Origin of the sequence: Citrobacter sp. CK195, assembly GCF_030333365.1 — a bacterium.
In the GTDB taxonomy this organism is placed as follows: domain Bacteria; phylum Pseudomonadota; class Gammaproteobacteria; order Enterobacterales; family Enterobacteriaceae; genus Citrobacter_B; species Citrobacter_B koseri.
This window is the reverse complement of record NZ_JAOWGB010000021.1, coordinates 225293-250812: the sequence shown is the minus strand read 5'-3', so window position 1 is coordinate 250812 and position 25520 is coordinate 225293. Positions and strand designations below refer to the sequence as shown.

25 protein-coding genes, 1 pseudogene and 1 other annotated feature are annotated in these 25520 nt (G+C 53.4%); of the genes and pseudogenes, 15 read left to right on the top strand and 11 right to left on the bottom strand.

Annotated features, from left to right (window positions below; all coding sequences use genetic code 11):
- Nucleotide 1: 1 nt before the first annotated feature.
- From trpD to trpL, 3 genes are all read right to left on the bottom strand, one after another.
- Nucleotides 2-1597: a bifunctional anthranilate synthase glutamate amidotransferase component TrpG/anthranilate phosphoribosyltransferase TrpD gene (trpD, locus tag OGX93_RS04375; RefSeq protein ID WP_012132219.1), complete on the bottom strand. Its 1596-nt coding sequence runs from the start codon at nt 1595-1597 to the stop codon at nt 2-4.
- Nucleotides 1597-3159, bottom strand: a complete 1563-nt coding sequence (locus OGX93_RS04370) for an anthranilate synthase component 1 (RefSeq protein ID WP_047463534.1) — start codon at nt 3157-3159, stop codon at nt 1597-1599. The genes trpD and OGX93_RS04370 overlap by 1 nt, the downstream gene beginning before the upstream one ends.
- Before the next feature lie 23 nt (nt 3160-3182).
- Nucleotides 3183-3277: a sequence feature (Trp leader region), on the bottom strand.
- Nucleotides 3254-3298: a trp operon leader peptide gene (gene trpL, locus OGX93_RS04365; RefSeq protein WP_012905981.1), complete on the bottom strand. Its 45-nt coding sequence runs from the start codon at nt 3296-3298 to the stop codon at nt 3254-3256. It overlaps the preceding feature by 24 nt.
- Nucleotides 3299-3433: 135 nt before the next feature.
- On the opposite strand from trpL, the pseudogene rnm reads away from it, so the two are divergent.
- The 3 genes and pseudogenes from rnm (at nt 3434) to rluB (ending at nt 5907) form a co-directional block, all read left to right on the top strand.
- Nucleotides 3434-4314: pseudogene (gene rnm / locus OGX93_RS04360) on the top strand (RNase RNM).
- Nucleotides 4311-4931 (top strand): L-threonylcarbamoyladenylate synthase, encoded by a 621-nt coding sequence (locus OGX93_RS04355; RefSeq protein ID WP_012132222.1) that lies wholly within the window; start codon nt 4311-4313, stop codon nt 4929-4931. Before rnm ends, OGX93_RS04355 begins: the two are co-directional and overlap by 4 nt.
- 100 nt (nt 4932-5031) lie before the next feature.
- On the top strand, nt 5032-5907 hold the full coding sequence (rluB, locus tag OGX93_RS04350; protein ID WP_012132223.1) for a 23S rRNA pseudouridine(2605) synthase RluB: 876 nt from the start codon (nt 5032-5034) through the stop codon (nt 5905-5907).
- Between the two features lie 91 nt (nt 5908-5998).
- On the opposite strand, the gene cobO is transcribed toward rluB, so the two are convergent.
- Nucleotides 5999-6589 carry a cob(I)yrinic acid a,c-diamide adenosyltransferase gene (cobO, locus tag OGX93_RS04345; protein WP_286449568.1) on the bottom strand — a complete coding sequence of 197 codons (591 nt, stop codon included), beginning with the start codon at nt 6587-6589 and terminating at the stop codon, nt 5999-6001.
- Nucleotides 6586-7347, bottom strand: coding sequence for a YciK family oxidoreductase (locus OGX93_RS04340; RefSeq protein ID WP_115181592.1), 762 nt, complete (start codon nt 7345-7347; stop codon nt 6586-6588). The genes cobO and OGX93_RS04340 overlap by 4 nt, the downstream gene beginning before the upstream one ends.
- Nucleotides 7348-7584: 237 nt before the next feature.
- Here OGX93_RS04340 and sohB point away from each other — a divergent pair, with 237 nt between their 5' ends.
- Nucleotides 7585-8631, top strand: coding sequence for a protease SohB (gene sohB, locus OGX93_RS04335; protein ID WP_024130302.1), 1047 nt, complete (start codon nt 7585-7587; stop codon nt 8629-8631).
- Nucleotides 8632-8885: 254 nt separating this feature from the next.
- On the opposite strand, the gene OGX93_RS04330 is transcribed toward sohB, so the two are convergent.
- A complete protein-coding gene (locus OGX93_RS04330; RefSeq protein WP_003020616.1) occupies nt 8886-9137 on the bottom strand; it encodes a YciN family protein in 252 nt (83 codons plus the stop codon).
- 400 nt (nt 9138-9537) lie between these two features.
- Between OGX93_RS04330 and topA the strand changes: the two genes are divergently transcribed.
- The 6 genes from topA (at nt 9538) to acnA (ending at nt 17047) form a co-directional block, all read left to right on the top strand.
- On the top strand, nt 9538-12135 hold the full coding sequence (gene topA, locus OGX93_RS04325) for a type I DNA topoisomerase (protein WP_049011909.1): 2598 nt from the start codon (nt 9538-9540) through the stop codon (nt 12133-12135).
- Nucleotides 12136-12346: 211 nt separating this feature from the next.
- A complete protein-coding gene (cysB, locus tag OGX93_RS04320; RefSeq protein ID WP_012132231.1) occupies nt 12347-13321 on the top strand; it encodes an HTH-type transcriptional regulator CysB in 975 nt (324 codons plus the stop codon).
- Between the two features lie 303 nt (nt 13322-13624).
- Nucleotides 13625-13786, top strand: a complete 162-nt coding sequence (locus tag OGX93_RS04315; RefSeq protein WP_012132233.1) for a YmiA family putative membrane protein — start codon at nt 13625-13627, stop codon at nt 13784-13786.
- Between the two features lie 3 nt (nt 13787-13789).
- Entirely contained in the window at nt 13790-13960 is a 171-nt protein-coding gene (locus tag OGX93_RS04310) for a YciX family protein (RefSeq protein ID WP_096753854.1), read from the top strand.
- A gap of 130 nt (nt 13961-14090) precedes the next feature.
- Nucleotides 14091-14186 carry a small membrane protein YmiC gene (ymiC, locus tag OGX93_RS04305; protein ID WP_223849120.1) on the top strand — a complete coding sequence of 32 codons (96 nt, stop codon included), beginning with the start codon at nt 14091-14093 and terminating at the stop codon, nt 14184-14186.
- A 185-nt stretch (nt 14187-14371) separates the two neighbouring features.
- Nucleotides 14372-17047 carry an aconitate hydratase AcnA gene (acnA, locus tag OGX93_RS04300; RefSeq protein ID WP_047463548.1) on the top strand — a complete coding sequence of 892 codons (2676 nt, stop codon included), beginning with the start codon at nt 14372-14374 and terminating at the stop codon, nt 17045-17047.
- 54 nt (nt 17048-17101) lie between these two features.
- On the opposite strand, the gene ribA is transcribed toward acnA, so the two are convergent.
- Nucleotides 17102-17692: a GTP cyclohydrolase II gene (ribA, locus tag OGX93_RS04295; RefSeq protein ID WP_012132238.1), complete on the bottom strand. Its 591-nt coding sequence runs from the start codon at nt 17690-17692 to the stop codon at nt 17102-17104.
- 187 nt (nt 17693-17879) lie between these two features.
- Here ribA and pgpB point away from each other — a divergent pair, with 187 nt between their 5' ends.
- The 5 genes from pgpB to yciH all read left to right on the top strand — a co-directional run bounded on the left by pgpB (nt 17880) and on the right by yciH (nt 21532).
- Nucleotides 17880-18635 (top strand): phosphatidylglycerophosphatase B, encoded by a 756-nt coding sequence (gene pgpB / locus OGX93_RS04290; RefSeq protein ID WP_114847859.1) that lies wholly within the window; start codon nt 17880-17882, stop codon nt 18633-18635.
- 159 nt (nt 18636-18794) lie between these two features.
- Nucleotides 18795-19103, top strand: coding sequence for a lipopolysaccharide assembly protein LapA (lapA, locus tag OGX93_RS04285; RefSeq protein WP_047463550.1), 309 nt, complete (start codon nt 18795-18797; stop codon nt 19101-19103).
- Between the two features lie 6 nt (nt 19104-19109).
- Nucleotides 19110-20279, top strand: coding sequence for a lipopolysaccharide assembly protein LapB (gene lapB / locus OGX93_RS04280; protein WP_012132243.1), 1170 nt, complete (start codon nt 19110-19112; stop codon nt 20277-20279).
- A gap of 189 nt (nt 20280-20468) precedes the next feature.
- The gene (gene pyrF / locus OGX93_RS04275) at nt 20469-21206 is read left to right on the top strand and encodes an orotidine-5'-phosphate decarboxylase (RefSeq protein WP_134769376.1); all 738 of its coding nucleotides are present in this window, start codon (nt 20469-20471) and stop codon (nt 21204-21206) included.
- A complete protein-coding gene (yciH, locus tag OGX93_RS04270) occupies nt 21206-21532 on the top strand; it encodes a stress response translation initiation inhibitor YciH (RefSeq protein ID WP_012132245.1) in 327 nt (108 codons plus the stop codon). Before pyrF ends, yciH begins: the two co-directional genes overlap by 1 nt.
- Nucleotides 21533-21644: 112 nt before the next feature.
- Here yciH and osmB read toward each other — a convergent pair whose 3' ends face one another.
- The 4 genes from osmB to pdeR form a co-directional block, all read right to left on the bottom strand.
- A complete protein-coding gene (osmB, locus tag OGX93_RS04265) occupies nt 21645-21863 on the bottom strand; it encodes an osmotically-inducible lipoprotein OsmB (protein WP_012132246.1) in 219 nt (72 codons plus the stop codon).
- Nucleotides 21864-22142: 279 nt separating this feature from the next.
- Nucleotides 22143-22895, bottom strand: coding sequence for a DNA-binding transcriptional regulator YciT (gene yciT, locus OGX93_RS04260; RefSeq protein ID WP_024130303.1), 753 nt, complete (start codon nt 22893-22895; stop codon nt 22143-22145).
- Between the two features lie 88 nt (nt 22896-22983).
- Entirely contained in the window at nt 22984-23166 is a 183-nt protein-coding gene (locus OGX93_RS04255) for a YciZ family protein (RefSeq protein ID WP_024130304.1), read from the bottom strand.
- Nucleotides 23167-23349: 183 nt separating this feature from the next.
- Nucleotides 23350-25341, bottom strand: coding sequence for a cyclic di-GMP phosphodiesterase (gene pdeR, locus OGX93_RS04250; protein ID WP_286449567.1), 1992 nt, complete (start codon nt 25339-25341; stop codon nt 23350-23352).
- Nucleotides 25342-25520 lie beyond the last annotated feature (179 nt).

Here is a 25520-nt window from a genome sequence, read left to right as displayed (position 1 = left end):
TTTACCCTCTTGCCGCCAGTGCGGTAACCCGGTCATAAGCTGCGCCACTGCGCAGTACATCAATCACAGTTTGCGCATTGGCCTTTAAATCTTCCTTACCATGCAGGCGCATTAACATGGCGACATTCGCAGCGACAGCGGCCTCGTGAGCGGCTTCACCTTTACCTTGTAACAAGCGGGTGAGAATGTCACGGTTTTCTTCCGGCGTGCCGCCTGCCAGCTGTTCCTGGTGATACGGGGTGAGGCCGAAGTCTTCCGCCGTGAGCTGGTAGCTCTTGATTTCGCCGTCGTGCAGTTCAGCCACAATGGTTGGCGCATGCAGCGACACTTCATCCATACCGCCGCTGTGAACCACCGCCGCACGCTGATAACCCAGTACCCGCAGAGTTTCGGCAATGGGCAGCACCAGCTCCGGGCTGTAGACGCCAATCAGCGCCAGCGGCGGGTGAGCCGGGTTGATCAGCGGCCCCAGCACATTGAACAAAGTGCGGGTTTTAAGCTGCTGGCGAACCGGCATCGCATGACGGAAACCCGTATGGTATTTCGGTGCGAACAGGAAGCAGACGCCCAGGTCGTCCAGCGCCTGACGCGATTTATCGGCGTTCATATCCAGATTGATACCGAATGCTGCCAGCAGATCGGACGAACCAGATTTACTGGAGACGCTGCGGTTGCCATGTTTGGCCACCTTCAGTCCACAGGCCGCCGCCACAAAGGCGCTGGCGGTGGAAATATTGATGCTGTTGCTGCCGTCACCGCCGGTGCCGACAATATCGGCAAACAGATAGTCCGGGCGCGGGAACGGCGCGGCATTTTCCAGCAGCGCGGTAGCGGCGCCAGCGATTTCGTTCGGATGTTCGCCACGCACTTTCATACTGACCAGCGCCGCCGCCAGTTGTTCTGGCTTCAGTTCGCCACGGACCACGGCAGAGAAAAGCTGGTGGCTTTCCTGCTGGGTCATGGTTTGCGCCTGGTACAATTTTTCCAGAATCGGTTGCAGCGTATTGGTCGGCTCCAGCTTTTGTTGCGCCCAGGCCAGCGTTTGTTCCAGCAACAGCGCACCTTGCGTAGTAAGAATGGACTCCGGGTGGAACTGAAAACCGCAGACGCGATCCGTGTCGTGACGCACCGCCATCACCATGCCGTTAAAATGGGCGTTAATCGTCAGCCCCGCAGGCACGTTGCTGCCCACCAGAGAGTGATAACGAGCGACCGGCAGCGGGTTCACAAGGCCGGCAAACATCGCCTGTCCGTCATGTTCAATGCTCGACGCTTTGCCGTGGAGAATCTCGCCCGCCTGACCGACGTAACCACCGTAGGCTTCAACAATCGCCTGGTGTCCGAGGCAGATGCCGATAATGGGCAGCTTGCCGCGCAGACGGGTCAACAACTCCGGCATACAACCGGCTTCGCTGGGGACGCCAGGCCCTGGAGAAAGCATCAGCACCGGGTTTTTCATCGTCGCAAGACGGTCGATTAAGGTCTGCGCCGGGATATGGTTACGGTAAATCACCACATTGTGGCCGTTGGCCCGTAGCTGATCTGCCAGGTTGTAAGTAAAAGAGTCGATGTTATCGAGCAGCAGAATGTCAGCCATTAGAAAATCTCCTGTGCATGGTGCGCGGTGGCAATAGCACGCAGAACCGCGCGCGCTTTATTACGGGTTTCGTCGGCTTCAGACTGCGGAACAGAATCCAGCACGATTCCGGCACCGGCCTGCACGGTGGCGATGCCGTCTTCCACCAGAGCAGAGCGAATCACAATGCAGGTATCGAGATCGCCATGCGCGGTGAAATAGCCCACCGCACCGCCATAACTGCCGCGACGACGCCCTTCGGCACCGGCGATAAGCTGCATGGCGCGAACTTTTGGCGCGCCGCTCAGCGTGCCCATATTCATACAGGCGCGATAAGCATGCAGCACATCCAGATCGCTGCGTAATTCACCCACCACGCGGGACACCAGGTGCATAACGAACGAATAACGATCGACTTTCGTCAGGTCGGCAACGTAGCGGCTGCCGGGAGTACAAATGCGCGCCAGATCATTACGCGCCAGATCGACCAGCATCAGGTGTTCAGACAGCTCTTTATGGTCGGTGCGCATCTCCAGCTCAATGCGGCTGTCGAGATCGCGATCCAGCGAGCCATCGGCACGGCGACCGCGCGGGCGCGTGCCGGCGATGGGGTATATCTCAATCTGGCGACTGGTCGCGTCGTACTTCAGCGAGCTTTCCGGGGAGGCGCCAAACAGGGTGAAATCGTTATCCTGCATAAAGAACATGTATGGACTTGGGTTGCTCTTTTTCAGTACGTAATAGGCCGCCAGCGGTGACGGGCAGGGTAATGAGAAGCGGCGGGAAGGCACCACCTGGAAAATCTCTCCTGCGCGAATCGCTTTCTGCATGGTACGCACAACGGCGCCAAACTCTTCGTCGCTCTGGCTGCATTCGCAGCGCATTTGCGGCACTGGCGTAACGGGCAACGGCGGCGCGGGTTCGGTTAATTGCTGCGTCAGCTGCGCGAGGCGCGCCGTCAGACGCTGTTTTTCCGCTTCATTATCGGTAAAGAGGCTTGCCTGAATACGGGTGCTTTTCTTCTGATGGTCAATCACCATCAGCGTTTCCGCCAGATAGAAACAGTAATCCGGGCAGCGATTACCGGCTTCCAGTTGCGGTAACGCTTCAAATCCCGCCACCAGGTCATAGGCAAACAAACCGCCGAAAAACATGGCTTCGCGCTCTTCAGCAGGCACATTCACCAGGTTCTGCAACAGACGGAATGCGTCAAATACCGACAGCGAACACAGACGCGCATCCTCATCTAACAGCGGGCTTACTGCGGGAAAGCGCAGCTTCCGGCTGCCGGGCTGCGCTGCATTTTCAACGCCCGCAGGCAGCGCGGCATCCAGCAGCGGGAGCAGGGATGCACCGTTATCCGTTAACGCTTCGATAGTGACAGTGTCACCCAAAGCGGTAATGCGCAGCGCGCTATCGACCAACAGCAGGCTTTTCAGATCATTTTTACTGTCGATATCAGCAGATTCCAGCAGCAGCGTTGCCGGGCGGTCGCCACAAACCTGATGGAACAACGCCGTCGGGTTCTCACGGTAGGCGGCATTGCAGGAAAGCAATTCGAGTGTTGGTTTTTGTATTTGCATCGTTATTCTCATTCATTCTGTTCAAAAAAAAGCCCGCTCATCTGGCGGGCCGGGTATCTGGTTGCTTATTGCAGACGTCATACACTGCCCGAAATCAGGAAGTGCGCCACCAACCGTGCAGTACGAATGTTGCTTTCATCTCAGATACCTTCTTCATGTGAACTTGCGTACTAGTTAACTAGTTCGATGAAATAAAGTCAACACCTGATTTCAGTATATTTGCCGGAACCGTTATGATGTTTGTGAAAGAACATTTATTAAGACGGGAGCCGCCTTGAGCGACACGAATTACGCAGTGATTTACGACCTGCACAGTCATACAACGGCGTCCGATGGTCGGTTAACGCCAGAAGCGTTAGTACATCGTGCGGTAGAGATGCGAGTCGGCACACTGGCGATCACCGATCATGACACCACAGCCGCTATTCCGGCGGCAAGAGAAGAAATTTCACGTTCCGGGCTTGCCCTGAACCTGATTCCTGGCGTGGAAATTTCAACTGTCTGGGAAAATCATGAGATCCATATTGTGGGTCTGAATATCGACATTGCGCATCCGGCGATGTGCGCGTTCCTGGCGGAACAAACCGAACGTCGTCAGCAGCGTGCGCGTCTGATTGCCGAGCGTCTGGAGAAAGCGCATATTCCTGGGGCGTGGGAAGGCGCTTTGCGGCTTGCCGACGGTGGGGCCGTGACGCGCGGGCATTTCGCCCGTTTTCTGGTGGAGTGCGGCAAAGCCGGGAGTATTGCCGATGTTTTTAAAAAATACCTTGCGCGTGGGAAAACCGGATACGTTCCGCCACAGTGGTGTACAATAGAACAAGCTATTGATGTGATTCATCATTCTGGCGGTAAGGCAGTATTGGCCCATCCAGGCCGCTACGACCTTAGCGCTAAGTGGCTGAAAAGGTTGATTGCGTATTTTGCGCTGCATCGCGGTGATGCGATGGAAGTGGCGCAATGCCAGCAGTCGCCCAATGAGCGAACCCAACTGGCGACCTATGCGCGCCAGCACCATTTATGGGCATCACAAGGCTCTGATTTTCATCAGCCGTGCCCGTGGATTGAACTGGGTCGCAAGCTCTGGCTGCCAGCAGGCGTCGAAGGCGTATGGCAGCTGTGGGAAGAGCCACAAACACCACAGTGAGGGAAGTATGAGCCAGTTTTTTTATATTCATCCTGAAAACCCGCAACAACGGCTGATCAATCAGGCGGTTGAAATTGTGCGTAAAGGCGGGGTGATTGTTTATCCAACCGATTCCGGCTATGCGCTGGGTTGTAAAATCGAAGATAAAGGGGCGATGGAACGCATCTGCCGCATTCGCCACCTGCCGGACGGGCATAACTTCACGCTGATGTGTCGGGATCTGTCTGAGTTATCGACCTATTCGTTTGTCGATAACGTTGCTTTTCGCTTAATTAAAAACAATACGCCGGGCAACTACACTTTTATCCTGAAGGGAACGAAAGACGTGCCGCGCCGCCTGTTACAGGAAAAACGGAAAACAATCGGTCTGCGCGTGCCGTCGAACCCGATCGCGCTGGCACTGCTGGAAGCGCTGGGCGAACCGATGCTCTCCACCTCGCTGATGCTGCCCGGCAGCGAATTTACCGAGTCTGACCCGGAAGAGATCAAAGACCGCCTGGAAAAACAGGTCGATTTGATCATTCACGGCGGTTACCTCGGCCAGCAACCGACCACGGTGATTGATTTAACCGATGATTCCCCGGTTGTCTTGCGCGAAGGCGTTGGTGACGTTAAACCTTTCTTATAAGGGCGCAACTCTGTATACTACGCGGCCTTAAAATGGCGCTGTAAAGCGCCGTTGATTCTCCTGTTCGACGCCTGTGAAGGCGACACCTGAAGGAAGCTCTATGAGCGAAAAGTTACAAAAAGTGCTGGCTCGCGCTGGCCACGGTTCTCGCCGTGAAATTGAATCCATTATTGAAGCAGGCCGCGTAAGCGTTGACGGCAAAATCGCCACGCTTGGCGATCGCGTTGAAATCACGCCGGGTCTGAAAATCCGTATCGACGGTCATCTGATCTCGGTGAAAGAGTCTGCGGAACAAATTTGTCGCGTTCTGGCCTATTACAAACCAGAAGGTGAGCTGTGTACCCGTAACGACCCGGAAGGTCGTCCTACCGTTTTTGATCGCTTACCGAAACTGCGCGGCGCGCGCTGGATTGCCGTAGGTCGTCTGGATGTGAATACCTGCGGTTTGCTGTTGTTCACGACGGATGGCGAACTGGCGAACCGTCTGATGCACCCGAGTCGTGAAGTTGAGCGTGAATACGCCGTGCGCGTATTTGGTCAGGTTGATGACGCCAAGCTGCGTGACCTGAGTCGTGGCGTTCAACTGGAAGATGGCCCGGCGGCGTTTAAGACCATCAAATTCAGCGGTGGTGAGGGCATTAACCAGTGGTACAACGTCACGCTGACCGAAGGGCGTAACCGTGAGGTACGTCGTCTGTGGGAAGCGGTTGGCGTGCAGGTTAGCCGACTGATCCGCGTGCGCTATGGTGATATTCCATTGCCGAAAGGGCTGCCGCGCGGTGGCTGGACTGAACTGGATCTGGCGCAGACCAACTATCTGCGTGAACTGGTGCAACTGGCGCCGGAAACCACCTCCAAAGTGGCCGTGGAGAAAGACCGACGTCGTATGAAGGCGAACCAGATTCGCCGTGCGGTGAAGCGTCACAGCCAGGTTGGCGGCGGTCGTCGTTCAGGCGGTCGTAACAACAACGGTTGATGCTGAATGCCCGGTGGCGCTTACGCTTACCGGGCCTACGTTTTGGCCGTAGGCCGGATAAAGCGTTTACGCCGTCATCCGGCACCGTTTCCTAATAATCAATTCCCATCTGGGCCTTCACGCCCGCTTCAAAAGCATGTTTGACCGGACGCAGCTCGCTGACCGTGTCGGCCAGTTCCAGAATATCGCGATGACAACCGCGACCGGTAATAATTACCGTCTGATTCTGCGGACGGGCATTTAAGGCATTGATGACCTCTTCAAGCGGCAGATAGTCATATGCCACCATGTAGGTCAGTTCATCCAGCACGACCATATCCAACGTTAGGTCCGCCAGCATACGTTTGCCATGTTCCCAGACAGCCATACAGGCTGCGGTGTCGGTTTCGCGATTTTGCGTTTCCCAGGTGAACCCGGTCGCCATCACCTGAAATTCCACGCCGTGGGGCTCCAGCAGATTGCGCTCACCGTTAGGCCATGTGCCTTTAATGAACTGCACCACGCCCACTTTTTTACCGTGGCCGACGGCGCGCGTTGCGGTACCGAATGCCGCCGTGGTTTTGCCTTTACCGTTGCCGGTAAACACGATGATGATGCCGCGTTCGTCCTGCGCCGCCGCAACGCGGGCGTCGACCCGGTCTTTCACACGCTGCTGGCGTTGTTGATAGCGTTCTTCAGTCATTGGGCGATTCCTGGTCTACGGCCCGGCTGGGCATCAAAAGTCATACCGGTTTTACGGCGGCTGTCGTCGCCCATCAGCCACAAATAGAGGGGCATGATATCGGCGGGCGTTTTTAACTTCTGCGGATCTTCCGTAGGGAAGGCGCTGGCGCGCATACTCGTGCGCGTGCCGCCTGGGTTGATGCAATTTACACGTAAGGGGTGGTTCTGGTATTCGTCCGCCAGTACCTGCATCATGCCTTCGGTGGCGAATTTAGAGGTGGCGTAAGCGCCCCAGTTGGCGCGTCCCTGACGACCGACGCTTGATGAGGTAAAGACCAGCGAACCGGCGTCGGATTTAAGTAATAAAGGAAGCAGTGCCTGAGTCAGCATGAATGTCGCATTGACGTTAACCTGCATAACATCCTGCCAGACGTGCGGATTTTGTTCGCTCATTGGGCAGATATCGCCCAGTAACCCGGCGTTATGCAGAACGCCATCCAGTCGTGGATAGTGCGCCGCAATCCTCTGGCCTAACTGGTGGCACTCTTCAGCGGTGCAGGTCAGTAGATCCAGCGTAAACCACTGTGGCAATGCGCCTGTATCTTCGGCGACAGTCTGTGCGACCTGACGCAGTTTTTCTTCATTTCGACCCAGCAAAATAACGTTTGCGCCGTAGCGCGCGTAGGTGAGCGCGGCTTCGCGGCCAATGCCATCACTGGCGCCAGTGACCAGAATAATGCGATTTTGCAGTAGATCTTGTTTAGGTTGGTAATGCACGGCTACTCCTCGGCGACGCGTTGGGTCACCCTGCCAGTTGTCTTATCTTCTCTTTAACTTTTCGGCTTTATGCCTGAAAGCCCGCGTCATTTCAATCAGTCAACGGCGATAACGCCGAAAAATGAACACTTTGTCATACTTTTCACCCAGTAACCGCAACGCAGGATCAAACGAGACGGGCTAACACGCCTGTTGTACACTGAGCCAAAATAGCGTTGTTTAACCAAGGTGGGACTCGTGGAATTGTTGTCTGAATATGGGTTGTTTTTGGCAAAAATCGTCACTGTCGTGGTGGCAATCGCCGTCATTGTGATGCTGATCGTGAATGCTGCCCAGCGTAAACGCCAGCGTGGGGAACTGCGGGTAACGAATCTCAGCGAGCAATATAAAGAGATGAAGGACGATCTGGCGACGGCGCTGATGGACGGTCATCAACAAAAACTCTGGCATAAAGCGCAGAAAAAGAAGCTGAAGCTGGAGGCAAAAGCGGCGAAAGCGAAAGCAAAGCAGGGGGAAAATGCCGCGACGGGGAAACCTCGTGCCTGGGTGCTGGATTTTAAAGGCAGTATGGATGCCCACGAAGTCAGCGCGCTGCGTGAGGAGGTGACGGCGGTGTTAGCGGCGTTTAAACCGCAGGATCAGGTGGTCGTGCGTCTGGAAAGCCCCGGCGGCGTTGTGCATGGCTATGGCCTGGCGGCTTCGCAATTGCAGCGTCTGCGCGATAAGCAGATCCCGTTGACGGTAACGGTGGACAAAGTCGCCGCCAGCGGCGGTTACATGATGGCCTGTGTGGCCGACAAAATTGTTTCGGCGCCGTTTGCGATTGTTGGCTCTATTGGCGTTGTGGCGCAAATCCCTAACTTTAATCGCTTTTTGAAAGGGAAGGATATCGATATTGAGCTGCACACGGCGGGCCAGTATAAGCGCACGCTGACGCTGCTTGGCGAGAACACGGAGGAAGGGCGTCAGAAATTCCGTGAAGATCTGAATGAAACCCATCACCTGTTTAAGCATTTTGTGCAGCAGATGCGTCCTGTGCTGGATATCGAACAGGTGGCCACAGGCGAGCACTGGTATGGCCAACAGGCGCTGGAGAAAGGTCTGGTGGACGAAATCAACACCAGTGATGACGTCATTCTCCGCTTGATGGACGGTTATGAGGTGTTCAACGTTCGCTTTATGCAGCGCAAGAAATTGATGGATCGGTTTACGGGCAGCGCCGCAGAAAGCGCCGATCGTTTGTTGCTACGCTGGTGGCAGCGCGGACAAAAACCGCTGATGTAAAATTGTCATTGCCCGGTGGCGCTAACGCTTACCGGGCCTACGGAGTGTTTTGTAGGCCGGATAAGGCGCAGCCGCCATCCGGCAAACAGCCCGGTGGCGCTAACGCTTACCGGGCCTGCGGACTGTTTTGTAGGCCGGATAAGGCGCAGCCGCCATCCGGCAAACAGCCCGGTGGCGCTAATGCTTACCGGGCCTACGGATTGTTTTGTAGGCCGGATAAGGCGTAGCCGCCATCCGGCAAAACCTTTCCTGCGTTAATCGATCAGGTGATACTTCTCAGAAAGCACATGCGCCAGATGTTTAAACATATTAAACACGGCGGTGCTTTTTGGCGTCGGTAAACCTTGCTCGTCTAAAAAGTAATCGCCGCTGAAGACCAGTACGCCGTTTCGCTGCGTCACACCGGTGGCGACAATCCCCGCCAGCGTGTCCTCATGCTCACGAATGATTTTGTTGGCTTCAATCAGCAGTGTTTCACGATCGATAGGTTGGGTGTCTTTATGCATTATTTACTCCTTAAACAAGGACATTAGTCTACGCCGGGCGCTGCTTATGGGCAAATATTCCCTGATAAACACGAAGGTCTTGTAAAGGTGCTGTTACTGGCGAGATTTGTTTTTGCATGCTAATAAAGTTGCGTAACGAATTTTATCAGGTACAGTGTGACGCTTTCGTCAATCTGGCAACAGATTTGCTTGACATTCGACCAAAATTCCGTCGTGCTATAGCGCTTGTGTGCTAAAAAGCCTGTTAACTCAGTCACCTGAGGATCACGTTTCGCGCACCGAGTCAGTACAAGGGGTTGATATCCGCCGACACAGAGACCATATCGGTGTCTCGTCGCCAGTGGAAGGTGAATCAACGTGCGACGCATTCCAGGAAGAATCAATTTAGGTAAAGGTGAATATGGGTAAAGCTCTTGTCATCGTTGAGTCCCCGGCAAAAGCCAAAACGATCAACAAGTATCTGGGTAATGATTACGTGGTTAAGTCCAGCGTCGGTCATATCCGTGATTTGCCGACCAGTGGCTCAGCAGCTAAAAAGAGCGCCGACTCTACCTCCACCAAAACGGCTAAAAAGCCCAAAAAGGATGAACGTGGCGCTCTCGTCAACCGAATGGGGGTTGACCCTTGGCATAACTGGGATGCGCAGTATGAAGTGCTGCCCGGTAAAGAGAAGGTCGTCTCTGAACTGAAACAATTGGCTGAAAAAGCCGACCACATCTATCTCGCAACCGACCTTGACCGCGAAGGGGAAGCCATTGCCTGGCACCTGCGGGAGGTGATCGGGGGTGATGACACGCGCTATAGCCGCGTGGTGTTTAACGAAATAACCAAAAACGCGATTCGCCAGGCGTTTGATAAGCCAGGCGAACTGAATATCGACCGTGTTAACGCGCAGCAGGCGCGCCGCTTTATGGACCGCGTTGTGGGCTATATGGTGTCGCCATTGCTGTGGAAAAAAATTGCGCGAGGCCTGTCGGCAGGCCGCGTACAGTCCGTTGCCGTGCGTCTGGTTGTTGAGCGCGAACGTGACATCAAAGCGTTCGTACCGGAAGAGTTCTGGGAAGTGAACGCCAGCACGACAACGCCTTCTGGCGATGCCTTGCCGCTCGACGTTACGCACCAGAATGATAAACCGTTCCGTCCGGTTAACCGCGAGCAAACGCTGGCGGCGGTCAGCCTGCTGGAAAAAGCGCGTTACAGCGTACTGGAGCGTGAAGATAAACCGACCAGCAGTAAGCCTGGCGCGCCGTTTATCACGTCGACGCTGCAACAGGCGGCGAGCACGCGTCTGGGCTTTGGCGTGAAAAAAACCATGATGATGGCGCAGCGCTTGTACGAAGCGGGCTACATCACCTACATGCGTACTGACTCCACCAACCTGAGCCAGGATGCGGTAAACATGGTTCGCGGTTATATCAGCGATAGCTTCGGCAAGAAATACCTGCCGGAGAACCCGAACCAGTACGCCAGCAAAGAAAATTCACAGGAAGCGCACGAAGCGATCCGTCCTTCTGATGTCGCGGTGATGGCCGAAGCGCTGAAGGATATGGAAGCGGACGCGCAGAAACTGTATCAGCTGATCTGGCGTCAGTTTGTCGCCTGTCAGATGACGCCAGCCCAGTACGATTCCACCACGCTGACGGTCGGCGCGGGTGATTTCCGCCTGAAAGCGCGTGGCCGCATTCTGCGTTTCGACGGCTGGACGAAAGTCATGCCTGCGCTGCGTAAAGGCGATGAAGACCGGACGTTGCCTGCGGTGAATAAAGGCGATGTGTTGACGCTGGTTGAACTGACTCCGGCGCAGCACTTCACCAAACCACCGGCGCGCTTCAGTGAAGCATCGCTGGTTAAAGAGCTGGAAAAACGCGGTATTGGTCGTCCATCCACCTATGCGTCGATTATCTCGACCATTCAGGATCGCGGTTATGTCCGCGTGGAAAACCGTCGCTTCTATGCTGAAAAAATGGGTGAGATTGTCACCGATCGACTGGAAGAAAACTTCCGCGAGCTGATGAACTATGATTTCACCGCCCAGATGGAAGACAGCCTCGACAAGGTGGCCAGCCACGAAGCCGAGTGGAAAAACGTGCTTGATAACTTCTTCAGCGATTTTACTCAGCAGCTTGATAAAGCGGAGAAAGATCCTGAAGAGGGCGGCATGCGCCCTAACCAGATGGTGCTGACCAGCATTGACTGCCCGACATGCGGGCGCAAGATGGGGATTCGCACCGCCAGCACCGGCGTGTTCCTGGGATGTTCCGGCTATGCGCTGCCGCCGAAAGAGCGCTGCAAAACCACCATCAACCTGGTGCCGGAAAATGAAGTGCTGAACGTACTGGAAGGCGATGATGCGGAAACCAACGCCTTGCGTGCAAAACGTCGTTGCCAGAAGTGCGGCACCGCAATGGACAGCTACCTGATCGATCCGAAACGCAAGCTGCACGTCTGCGGTAATAACCCGACCTGCGACGGTTACGAAATCGAAGAGGGCGAGTTCCGTATTAAAGGTTATGACGGCCCGATCGTTGAGTGCGAAAAATGTGGCTCTGAAATGCACCTGAAAATGGGGCGTTTTGGTAAGTACATGGCCTGTACTAACGACGAATGTAAAAATACCCGTAAGATTCTGCGTAACGGTGAAGTCGCGCCGCCGAAAGAAGATCCGGTGCCGTTGCCGGAACTGCCGTGCGAGAAATCGGACGCGTATTTCGTGCTGCGTGACGGCGCCGCAGGGATCTTCCTCGCGGCGAATACCTTCCCGAAATCGCGTGAAACGCGTGCGCCGTTAGTGGAAGAGTTGTACCGCTTCCGCGACCGTCTGCCGGAAAAACTGCGTTATCTGGCCGATGCGCCGCAGCAGGACCCGGAAGGCAATAAGACGCTGGTGCGTTTTAGCCGTAAGACGAAACAGCAGTATGTTGCCGCTGAAAAAGACGGGAAAGCGACGGGATGGTCAGCATTCTTCGTTGATGGCAAGTGGGTAGAAGGTAAGAAATAACAGTCACCTGGCTGAATTTCACTTAAGAGGGTCGCGCAAGCGGCCCTTTTTTATTCCGGGCTTATTATTTTTTCTTCGCAGCTATACAGCTCTGATATAAATGATATAGTGGTTATAGTTAACGGCTTTTTTATTATTAAATCGTATTAGCAGCGCGTGACGTGCTGCTTATCAAACGATGACATGACGGCGCTAATCTGGATGGTTTAACATGAAATTACAGCAGCTTCGCTACATTGTTGAGGTGGTTAATCACAACCTTAATGTCTCTTCCACCGCCGAAGGGCTTTACACCTCCCAGCCGGGTATCAGTAAGCAAGTTCGTATGCTGGAAGATGAGCTTGGCATCCAGATTTTTGCGCGTAGCGGTAAACACCTGACGCAAGTGACGCCAGCGGGGCAGGAAATTATTCGCATTGCGCGCGAAGTGTTGTCCAAAGTCGATGCCATCAAGTCCGTGGCGGGCGAACACACCTGGCCGGATAAAGGTTCTCTGTATATTGCCACCACGCACACTCAGGCGCGCTATGCGCTGCCAAATGTGATCAAGGGCTTTATTGAGCGCTATCCTCGCGTTTCATTGCATATGCATCAGGGGTCGCCCACGCAAATCGCGGAAGCGGTTTCGAAAGGGAATGCCGACTTCGCTATCGCCACTGAAGCGCTGCACCTGTATGACGATCTGGTGATGCTGCCATGCTACCACTGGAATCGCTCTATCGTCGTCACGCCAGAGCACCCGCTGGCCGCTAAATCATCGGTGACGATTGAGGAACTGGCACAGTATCCGCTGGTGACCTACACCTTTGGCTTTACCGGGCGCTCCGAGCTGGATACCGCGTTTAATCGCGCCGGGCTGACGCCGCGTATTGTCTTTACGGCAACCGATGCGGACGTGATAAAAACATACGTCCGACTTGGACTGGGGGTAGGGGTGATTGCCAGCATGGCCGTCGATCCGATTTCCGACCCGGACCTGGTGCGTGTCGATGCGCATGATATTTTCAGCCATAGCACCACGAAAATTGGTTTTCGCCGCAGCACGTTTTTACGCAGCTATATGTACGACTTTATTCAACGCTTTGCGCCGCATCTGACGCGCGATGTTGTGGATACCGCCGTGGCCTTGCGTTCTAACGAAGAAATTGAAGCCATGTTTAACGATATTAAATTACCGGAAAAGTAATCACGCGCGTGAGTTTTCAGGTATCTCCAGACACGAGGAGATACCTGAATAACCACTAAATTTATGGATTATGGTTTTCGTTTTTTCTGCGATCATATTACCTGCATCGTATTCATGGAAAAGCGCCAGTAAAGTAGTTTCGAATTACCCGCCTCGCAAATTCCGCCTTTCAAATATTTATTTCCGGTCAAAAGATTGATTTATTCATGGGAAACGATTCGTAAATTCACTGGATTTTTGACTAAAGTTTCTTTAGGATTTGTCTCATCTGATGATTAATTGTACCGATTGTTTGGTGCTAAAATGATAAGTGATGCCGATTGTATGAGGTTAGCAATGCCTTCTGGAAACCAGGAACCCCGCAGGGACCCCGAGCTTAAACGCAAAGCATGGCTGGCGGTATTCCTCGGCTCTGCGCTGTTCTGGGTTGTGATTGCGCTGGTTATCTGGCAAGTGTGGGGGTAAGTCATGGTTTCGCAGGAACATCAGCAACCCTCAACGCCAGCACGTCAGCCTCGTGATAGCGTGAAGGAAGCGCGGAGCGAATGTGTGACGAATATTCCAGAATCCTGGAAACTCACACAACAGCAACAGGCATTTATTGATTCATTCGCTGAAGATGAGCAACAGAAACAATAATTGGCGATTTTTTTAATCATCATTTCCAGTACAGGTCATTAACATCCCGTACTGTACTTTCTTATACACCACAGCAATAAGCGCTGAGTAAATCTCAGCATAAAGTATTAAACAAATGTCGGTGTAGCCTATGCAAACTGTGAATCTTAAATATTGGTCATGGATTGGGGCGTTCTCAGTATCGCTCTTGTTCTGGGCTCAACTTATCTGGATTGTCTCTTTCTGATCGTATGCCGGTCAATGCCCGATGGCGCAACGTCATCGGGCCTGCGCATGCCAATTCCCGTCCGTAAGGTTTCTCCTCTTTTATCAATTCGGGTTGTTATCAAAACGTTACATTCTGTTTGTGTTATCTTTAATACTAACCCTGAGGAGAGTCAGGGTATCCAACCCTGTTATTAAGGAGGAGCTATGTCGTCAACCCTACGAGAAGCCAGTAAGGACACGTTGCAGGCCAAAGACAAAACCTATCATTACTACAGTCTGCCCCTGGCTGCCAAAAAACTGGGCGATATTACCCGCTTGCCCAAGTCGCTAAAAGTTCTGCTTGAAAACCTGCTGCGCTGGCAGGACGGCGACTCTGTTACCGAAGAAGATATTCAGGCGTTAGCCGGGTGGCTGAAAAAAGCCCATGCCGATCGCGAAATTGCCTATCGACCCGCCCGTGTATTAATGCAGGATTTTACCGGCGTCCCGGCGGTGGTGGATCTGGCTGCCATGCGCGAAGCGGTCAAACGCCTCGGCGGGGATACTGCGAAAGTGAATCCGCTATCCCCGGTAGACCTTGTTATTGACCACTCGGTAACGGTCGATCGCTTTGGCGATGATGACGCTTTCGAAGAGAACGTGCGTCTGGAAATGGAACGCAACCACGAGCGCTATGTGTTCCTGAAATGGGGGCAACAGGCTTTTAGTCGCTTCAGCGTGGTGCCGCCAGGAACCGGGATCTGCCACCAGGTGAACCTGGAGTACCTTGGCAAGGCCGTCTGGAGCGAATTGCAGGCGGGAGAGTGGGTTGCATACCCGGACACGCTGGTCGGCACCGACTCCCACACCACGATGATTAACGGCCTTGGCGTGCTGGGATGGGGCGTCGGGGGGATTGAAGCGGAAGCCGCGATGCTGGGCCAGCCGGTTTCAATGCTCATTCCCGATGTTGTTGGCTTCAAGTTGACCGGTAAGCTGCGTGAAGGTATCACCGCGACCGACCTGGTGCTGACCGTGACCCAGATGCTGCGTAAACACGGCGTCGTTGGTAAATTCGTTGAATTCTACGGCGACGGTCTGGACTCCTTGCCATTGGCCGATCGCGCGACGATAGCAAACATGTCGCCGGAATATGGCGCGACCTGCGGCTTCTTCCCGATTGACGGCATCACCCTCGAATATATGCGTTTAAGCGGCCGTAGCGAGGAGCAGGTTGAGCTGGTCGAAACCTATGCCAAAGCGCAGGGGATGTGGCGAAACCCTGGCGATGAACCTGTTTTCACCAGTTCGCTGGAACTGGATATGGGGGATGTCGAGGCGAGCCTTGCCGGGCCGAAGCGCCCGCAGGATCGGGTTGCGCTGGCAGATGTGCCGAAAGCCTTCGCCGCGAGCACGGAGCTGGAACTGAACACCGCGCAAAAAGACCGGCAGCCAATCGATTATGTTATGAACGGCCATCAATACCAGCTCCCGGACGGCGCTGTCGTGATTGCAGCTATCACCTCCTGTACCAATACTTCAAACCCCAGCGTGCTGATGGCCGCCGGTTTGCTGGCGAAAAAAGCGGTAACGCTGGGACTGAAACGGCAGCCGTGGGTGAAAGCCTCGCTGGCGCCGGGATCGAAAGTGGTCTCGGATTACCTGGCGCAGGCGAAACTCACGCCTTATCTTGATGAACTTGGCTTTAATCTGGTGGGGTATGGGTGCACCACCTGTATTGGTAACTCCGGCCCACTGCCGGAGCCTATCGAAACGGCAATCAAAAAGGGCGACTTGACGGTGGGCGCGGTACTTTCCGGCAACCGTAACTTTGAAGGCCGAATCCATCCGCTGGTGAAAACCAACTGGCTGGCGTCGCCGCCGCTGGTTGTTGCCTATGCGCTGGCGGGCAATATGAATATTAACCTGGCGAAAGAGCCGCTGGGCCACGATCGCAAAGGCGACCCGGTTTATCTGAAGGATATCTGGCCTTCCGCGCAGGAGATCGCCCGCGCCGTTGAGCTGGTGTCGTCAGAAATGTTCCACAAAGAGTATGCAGAGGTTTTTGAAGGGACGCCGGAATGGAAAGCGATCAATGTTGATCGCTCAGATACCTATGGCTGGCAGGATGACTCCACTTATATCCGCTTGTCACCGTTCTTTGACGAAATGCAGGTTCAACCCGATCCGGTTGAGGATATTCATGGCGCCCGTATTCTGGCCATGCTGGGGGATTCCGTCACCACTGACCATATCTCTCCGGCGGGCAGCATAAAGGCGGACAGCCCGGCAGGGCGCTATTTGCAGAATCATGGCGTTGAGCGTCGGGACTTCAACTCCTACGGTTCGCGCCGTGGAAACCATGAAGTGATGATGCGCGGTACGTTTGCGAATATTCGTATCCGCAACGAAATGGTTCCCGGCGTTGAAGGAGGAATGACCCGACATTTGCCGGGGACGGAGGTGATCTCCATCTATGATGCAGCGATGCTGTATCAGCAGGAGAAAACGCCGCTGGCGGTGATTGCGGGTAAAGAGTACGGTTCCGGTTCCAGCCGTGACTGGGCGGCCAAAGGCCCGCGTTTGCTGGGTATTCGCGTCGTGATTGCCGAGTCGTTTGAACGTATTCACCGTTCAAACCTGATTGGTATGGGGATTCTACCGCTGGAGTTCCCGCAGGGCGTTACGCGTAAAACGCTCGGGTTAACCGGCGAGGAGACAATTGATATTGCCAGTCTGCAAAACCTGAAGCCTGGCGCCGCCATTCCGGTGACGTTAACCAAAGTGGATGGCAGCACAGAGGTGATTTCGTGCCGGTGCCGTATCGATACCGCAACTGAATTAACCTACTACCAGAATGACGGCATTCTGCATTATGTGATTCGTAATATGTTGCATTAAGACATAAAAAAGGCCTGATGGCGCGGTGCTCATCAGGCCTTTAATAGCAAAAATTTATTTACCCAATAAATGCCCCATCTTAGCGGCTTTGGTATCCAGATAGTGTTCGTTATTTGGGTTACGGCCAACAATCAGCGGTACGCGCTCAACAATATTGATACCTGCTTCCGTCAGAATTTCGACTTTCTTAGGGTTATTGGTCAGCAGACGGACTTCATCGACGCCCAGCAGTTTAAACATATCGGCGCACAGGGTGAAATCACGCTCATCGGCGGCAAACCCCAGCTGATGGTTGGCTTCCACGGTATCGTAGCCCTGATCCTGTAACGCGTAGGCGCGAATCTTATTGAGCAGGCCAATATTACGTCCTTCCTGACGGTGGTAGAGCAGAATACCGCGACCTTCTTCCGCGATATGCGTCAGCGCCGCCTCTAACTGAAAACCACAATCGCAGCGCAGACTAAACAATGCGTCGCCGGTCAGACATTCTGAATGGACGCGAGCCAGGACAGGGGTTTGACCAGAGATATCGCCATAAACCAGCGCGACGTGGTCGTGTCCGGTTGCCAGTTCTTCAAATCCCACCATCAGGAAATCGCCCCATGGGGTTGGCAGTTTGGCTTCTGCCACTCGTTTAAGCTGCATGTATTTCTCCAGATAATGCTGGTGTCATCGCCAATTGGCTTCTGTATGTTTCTATTTTGCCATAAGGCGGCGGACTTCACCTAATCGCTGCCGTGCGATCGCTTTTGGAATGGCACAAATTTGTCAATTTTCCGGCACGCCAGGTTTTCAGTTATGATTGTGGCACTTATCGACGAAAGGAGAGGTCATGCTTTCGATTGCGAAGCGCACAACCGTAGGCGCTGCTCTGTTGCTTGTGATGCCGGTTAGCGTATGGATTTCAGGCTGGAACTGGCAACCCGGACACTCGGTCTGGTGGTTAAAATCCTTATACTGGGTGACAGAAACGGTGACGCAGCCGTGGGGAATTATTACGCATGTGCTTCTGTGCGCCTGGTTTCTTTGGTGCCTGAGATTTCGCCTGAAAGCCGCAATGATGCTTTTTGCTATTCTGGCCGGTGCGATCCTGCTGGGGCAGGGGGTAAAATCGCTGGTGAAGGAGCGGGTGCAGGAACCCCGACCCTTTGTTATTTGGCTGGAAAAAACGCACCATATTCCCGTTGATGAGTTCTACACTTTAAAACGTAAAGAACGCGGGCACTTAGTCAAAGAACAGCTGTCCGGGCAGCAGGATATTCCGGCTTTTCTGCGTCAACACTGGCAAAAAGAGACCGGATTCGCGTTTCCTTCCGGGCATACCCTGTTTGCCGCAAGCTGGGCGTTGTTGGCGGTAGGACTATTATGGCCGCGCAGGCGTACCCTTACGATTGCGATTTTGTTAGTCTGGGCGACAAGTGTTATGGGCAGTCGCCTGTTGTTGGGTATGCATTGGCCGCGTGATTTAGTTGTCGCGACGTTGATATCCTGGCTTCTGGTGACGCTGGCGACCTGGCTTGCTCAGCGCATTTGCGGGCCGCTTACGCCACCCGTTGAAGAGGCTCGCGAGATAGCGCAGCGGGAGTAAGAACGTTGACGGTGGTTGATTTTCCGTAATTTGCCCTTAAATCATGAGTGGACAGAACGCTTTTCCGTTTCGCGCGCGTCGCGAAAATGGTAATTTAAAGGGCTGAATGCGGTAAGTTGAACACGATTTATTCGCTCAAACCACATAACGGGAAGTAATGTGAAATATTTACTCATTTTCTTACTGGTGTTGGCGATTTTTGTTATTTCGGTGACATTGGGTGCGCAGAACGATCAACAGGTAACGTTTAATTACCTGCTGGCTCAAGGGGAGTACCGTATTTCTACGTTGCTTGCCGTTTTATTTGCCGCAGGCTTTGCTATTGGTTGGCTAATTTGCGGCCTGTTCTGGCTGCGTGTTCGCGTCTCCCTGGTGCGTGCCGAACGAAAAATCAAACGACTGGAAAACCAGCTTTCGCCTGCGACCGACGTTGCGGTATCTGCCGATTCGTCGGTTGTGAAGGAATAATCATTTATGCTGGAGTTGTTGTTTCTGCTTTTACCTGTAGCGGCAGCCTATGGCTGGTATATGGGTCGCAGAAGTGCGCAACAAACAAAACAGGACGAAGCTAACCGTCTTTCTCGCGACTATGTGGCGGGGGTTAACTTCCTCCTGAGTAACCAACAGGATAAAGCGGTGGATCTGTTCCTCGATATGCTGAAAGAGGATACCGGCACCGTTGAGGCTCATCTCACTCTTGGAAACCTGTTTCGCTCTCGCGGTGAAGTAGACCGCGCCATCCGCATCCACCAGACCTTAATGGAAAGCGCGTCGCTGACTTATGAGCAGCGTCTGCTGGCTGTGCAGCAACTGGGGCGTGATTACATGGCGGCCGGGTTGTATGACCGGGCGGAAGATATGTTCAACCAGCTCACGGATGAAACGGATTTCCGCGTAGGGGCGTTGCAACAGCTGTTGCAAATTTATCAGGCGACCAGCGACTGGCAGAAAGCGATTGATGTGGCTGAGCGGCTGGTGAAGCTCGGCAAAGACAAACAGCGCATTGAGATCGCACATTTCTATTGTGAACTGGCGCTGCAACAGATGGGCTGCGATGATATGGATCGCGCTATGACGTTGCTGAAAAAAGGCGCCGCCGCAGACAAAAACAGCGCCCGTGTTTCTATCATGATGGGCCGTGTGTTTATGGCAAAGGGGGAATACGCCAAAGCGGTGGAGAGCTTACAGCGGGTTATCTCCCAGGATAAAGAGCTGGTCAGTGAAACGCTGGAGATGTTGCAGACGTGCTATCAGCAGCTTGGTAAAAATGATGAATGGGCGGAGTTCTTACGTCGGGCCGTGGAAGAAAACACCGGCGCCGCCGCTGAGTTGATGCTTGCCGATATTCTGGAAGCGCGGGAAGGGCACGACACTGCGCAGGTCTATATTACTCGCCAGTTACAGCGCCATCCGACCATGCGGGTGTTTCATAAGCTGATGGATTATCACCTCAATGAGGCAGAAGAAGGGCGCGCGAAAGAGAGCCTGATGGTGCTGCGTGATATGGTCGGTGAGCAGGTACGCAGCAAGCCGCGTTATCGCTGCCAGAAGTGCGGGTTTACCGCCTATACCATGTACTGGCATTGTCCTTCCTGCCGGGCGTGGTCGACGATTAAACCTATTCGCGGCCTTGACGGGCAGTAGTTTAAAAAAAAACTGTATTTTAGTTACAACATCCTGTTGGTTTTTACCTGTTCCTCACATTGGCATCCGGGCAATATCGCCTCGCAGAGGTACAATCGCGCCTGTTCATTTTGCCCTTGCGCAGGTAGAATGCACGCCGTTTACCCATTTCGCGCCGCACCCGGTGCCCATCATCAAGAAGGTCTGGTCATGACGTTTACTGCTTCATCTTCTTCCCGCGCTGTTACCGATTCTCCTGTCGTTGTTGCTCTGGATTACAATAATCGTGATAACGCGCTGGCTTTCGTCGACAGAATCGACCCGCGTGATTGCCGCCTGAAAGTCGGCAAAGAGATGTTCACGCTGTTCGGCCCGCAGTTGGTTCGTGATTTGCAGCAGCGCGGCTTCGATATCTTTCTTGACCTGAAATTTCATGATATTCCAAATACCACGGCACATGCCGTTGCGGCGGCGGCAGATCTGGGCGTATGGATGGTTAACGTCCATGCGTCGGGTGGGGCTAGGATGATGACCGCAGCGCGCGAAGCCTTACTGCCGCTGGGTAAGGATGCGCCATTGCTGATTGCGGTGACGGTACTGACCAGCATGGAGGCCAGCGATCTGGCGGATCTTGGCGTGACGTTGTCACCGGCTGAGCATGCGGAACGTCTGGCGCGCCTGACGCAAAATTGCGGGCTGGATGGCGTGGTCTGCTCGGCGCAGGAAGCGGTGCGCTTTAAGCAGGAATTTGGCACAGAGTTTAAGCTGGTAACGCCGGGTATTCGTCCTCAGGGATCTGACGCTGGCGATCAGCGCCGTATCATGACGCCGGAACAGGCGCTGGCGGCGGGCGTGGACTATATGGTTATAGGACGACCGGTTACGCAGTCTGCTGACCCTGCGCAAACCCTGAAGGCCATTAATGCATCACTGAAACGGGGAGCCTGATGAACAATTCTGACAGCCGTCTGGTCTATTCCACGGAAACGGGCCGGATTGACGAACCGAAAGCGGCGGTTGAACGCCCAAAGGGTGATGGTATCGTCCGTATTCAGCGCCAGACCAGTGGGCGGAAAGGTAAGGGGGTGTGCCTCGTTACCGGCATTGATATGGATGATGCTGAACTGACCAAACTGGCCGCAGAGCTGAAGAAAAAATGCGGCTGCGGTGGGGCGGTTAAAGAGGGAATAATTGAAATTCAGGGCGATAAGCGCGATCTGATTAAATCATTACTGGAAGCCAAAGGAATGAAAGTTAAACTGGCGGGCGGCTAATGAAAAAAGCCACGATAGTTATTTATCGTGGCTTTAAATTTCACTGTGTATATTTAGAGTAAAGACCTGTAAAGAATTACCGTATTATTATTTCGAGCCGGTCGACCGTAGATTATTTACCTACCTGATGGCCGATAACACCACCTACCGCAGCCCCGCCAAGCGTACCCAGCGTGCTACCGTCAGTTAAAATAGCACCGCCCAACGCCCCAGCCCCTGCACCGATCGCAGTGTTACGGTCACGTTTAGACCAATTAGAGCAAGCGCTCAGAGACATCGCCAGGGTAATTGCCAGAACAGCGGCGGTCATTTTTTTGCTCGTCATAAACATAATACTTTCTCCTGAATAATTGATTCACGGAAGTAAGTTCTCTTTAATTATAGCTAAAATGATGTTCATTAAAGCCATTAAAGAGACTGTCCGCAAAACCTTGTTGCGCAGGGGTAACAGCTTAAAATCACGCAGGTGATAGTCACTTCCTGTTATATCGCTAATATAAATTTTACGACTTTACCCTGTTAATAACAGGTAAATAGTCTTAATTAGATTGTCGGAAAAATCTCAGAGGGGAGAGATGATTTGCCATCCGGCAAATCATCTGCAATGCGCTCAGGCGCGAGGTTCGATGATGTTCACCGTCAGCCCGGTGCGTTCCAGTTGCATTTGATGGTCCGCACTTATTCTGGAATCGGTGATCACGCGGCTAAAACGTGTTAACGGCCCCAGCGTATAAGGATGTACTGCGCCGAATTTAGAGCTGTCCGTCAGAACAATGGCTTCAGAGCCTTTTTCCAGTACGGCATTAACCACATCCGATCGCATCATGTCCCGTCCGGTAAAACCGGTATCCGGCTGCCAGCCATCGATACCGATGAAGGCCTTACTGAAGTGAACCTGCTGGATAAACTGGCGGGTCAATGGCCCGACCATACTTTCACTTTTTTTCTGGTAGATTCCGCCAAGGAGGATCACTTCGCACGGCGTCTCTTTGAGCAAGTGAGCGATATAGCTACTCACCGTAATAATGGTGACATCCTTTTGTTCCGCTAACGTTCTGGCCAGCAGGGCATTGCTGCTGCCGTTTTCAATAAATACGGATTCGCCGGGGCTGACCAGTGACGCGGCAAATTCAGCCAGTTCGCGTTTGAGCGTGTAATTGGTCATCATGCGCGTTTCGACGTCATCGCTGTCCAGCGAGACGGCAAAACCATGCGCACGGCGCAGATAGCTCTGTTTTTCCAGGGTGTTAAGATCCTGTCGGATCGTGACTTCAGAGACGCCGGTGATTTTTGCCAGCTCAGCCACGCTCATCTGGCCTTTATCAATGACCATTTGCAAAATTGATTGTTGTCGGGAATTCATAATTTTAATTTTTATAACGGTATCAGTACCGGGGAGTATAAGGGATGCTGCGTTTCCTGAGTCAGGTGCCACGAAAAGCTCGCGTCACTTAGATCTCCCACGGAGCCCGGGGTTTCGTCGAGGAGGCGTCGGTATCTTCTTTCACCTGACTTAACAACTCCGCTTTAAGAATTTCAAGGTTGTGGATGGCAGAGTGGTAATCGCCAGCAACAAGGATATCCAGCACGGTATCAATGCGTTCGGCAACACGTTGGGCGTCGATATCAGACATGGTTATCATCCTTACGTCAAAAATGTATGAATTTCATGATGCAAAAAATAATGCCAAAAGAGAAGGGGAAAAACAGGATTCGCCAAAACCATTGGGTAATATTATATATTCTGTTATTACATGCAGATAAGTTTGTTATCAGAGGCCTCTTACCCTGTCCCGAACGCCTGTTTTTTGCCCATCTCAGCGCATCTTTTTATTCAGATAGCGTTTATACCAGCGTTCAAAAGCGGCGGCGGGCATGGGTTTGGCAAACAGGAACCCCTGGCGCTCGTTGACGCCATTCTTGGTTAAAAACGCATCTTCTTTTGCGCTTTCGACGCCTTCCGCAATCACCTGTAGATTTAACGCCTGCGCTACGGCGACGATCGCGCGTACTAACGATTGCGAAACCGACCGCTTATGAATGTCTCTGACAAACGTCTGATCCAGCTTGACCGCATCAATGGGGAAGCGGGCAAGCTGAGAAAGCGACGAGTAGCCGGTGCCAAAATCGTCCAGATGTATCTGCGCGCCAAGCTGGCTGAATTGCTGGATGACGGTCAGCGCCAGCTCTTCGTTTTCAATCAAACAGCTTTCTGTCAGTTCGACATCAATCGGGCAATATTCGAAGTTCAGTTCATGAAGCACCTGCTTCAGGTCGGTAAAAATAGTTTGATCCGCGAGCTGGCGGGCGGATACATTCACCGCGACGCGCAGGTTGATGCCTTTGCTGCGCCATTTGGCGACCTGCCGTACAACATCCATCATCACCCATCGCCCCAGCGGGACAATCAGCCCAGACTCTTCGGCGTAGGAGATAAACTCCAGCGGGGGAATTAACCCGCGTTCCGGTGATTGCCAGCGCACCAGTGCTTCGAGGCTGCGGACTTCGCCGCGCCAGGTCATCTTCGGCTGGTAGTGGATCAGGAGTTGATCGTTTTCCAGCGCTTTGCGCAGATTAGTGTCCAGCCAAAGATACTCAAAGACGCGCTGGTTCATCTCGGGAGAGAACACGCAAAACTGTCCACGTCCGCCTTCTTTCGCGGTGTACATTGCGGTATCCGCATTACGAATCACGCTTTCACTGTCATGCCCGTGCTGCGGCGCAAGGGCGATACCGATAGAACAGCCGGTATACACCTCGATAAGGCCAATGCGAAAGGGTTGACGCAAGCGTGTGAGAATTCGCGATGCCATGGCCTCCAGCGACCCTTGCGAAGTCTGCGTGGCGAGAACGATAAACTCATCGCCGCCGAGGCGGGCCAGCAGTTGATTCTCCTCAAGGCAACTCAGGATCGCCAGCGAGACGGCCTGTAGCAGCTGGTCTCCAAACATATGCCCGTAGGCATCGTTCACCCTTTTGAAGTTGTCCAGGTCCAGATAGACGATACCAACCTGATTGTCGCCCGCGTTTTCAATGGCATCGTTAATCAGCTCATGAATGGCATTCCGGTTAGGCAGCCCGGTGATTGTGTCCGTATTCGCCAGTACGCGTAAACGCTCCTGCGTACGCCGCTCCTCGGTAATGTCGGTGCCTGAACAGATTAAAAAGATTTCGTTCTTACCGCTGCCGCTATGGACAAATTTATTCCGAAACAGAAACAGGCGCTGGCCTTTGCGGGTCTTTACCCAGCGTTCGATCTCATAAGAGTTGCCGTTGCGGAAAAAACCGCTGATGTTGCGCCTGGAGGCCGCGGCTTCGCGCCGGCTCATAAATAATTTGAAGACGCTTTGCCCAATGACGTCATGCTCTTTTAACCCGGTGTATTCTTCGCAAAGACGGTTAAAACGCTGGATATTCCCGCGGCTGTCAAGGATTACGATCGCTGAGTTGGCCTCTGATACCACCTGCTCGGCAAAGGAGAGTCCCAGAACGGCCTCCTGCATATCTGAGGGTGCATCATGCCAGACCGATACGTTTCCTGCCCATTCGCGCTTGTTGATTTTTCGCCCGACAAGTTGCACGGGAACGGCATTATGTTCACCGGGAAGGGTGAGTAACAGGCTTGACGTGATGACGGTCATCTCCCGGATGCGGTCAGCCTGCTCGGAAGATAACGCAACGATCTGGTCAGCGTCGGCAGCCTCAGTCGCGGATAAACGCAGGGTGTCGCAGTCATCCGATAAACGCCAGTAAGGGCTATGGGTTCCCAAATCGCTAAACAATGAAACAGGCTCCAGAACGTCTTTCATGATGCTTACCATCCCGTTTAAAGCGCATACAGCCTCAGGAGAAAGGTTAGCCATGATTCGTACGAGGTAATTATGGCTGAACATATTGTTTTACTTATGTATTTATATGTAATCCAGATTCAGAAAAAAGCATAGCGAGCGGATAAAAATAATTCTGAACGGATGAGTGAAGTGTAGCG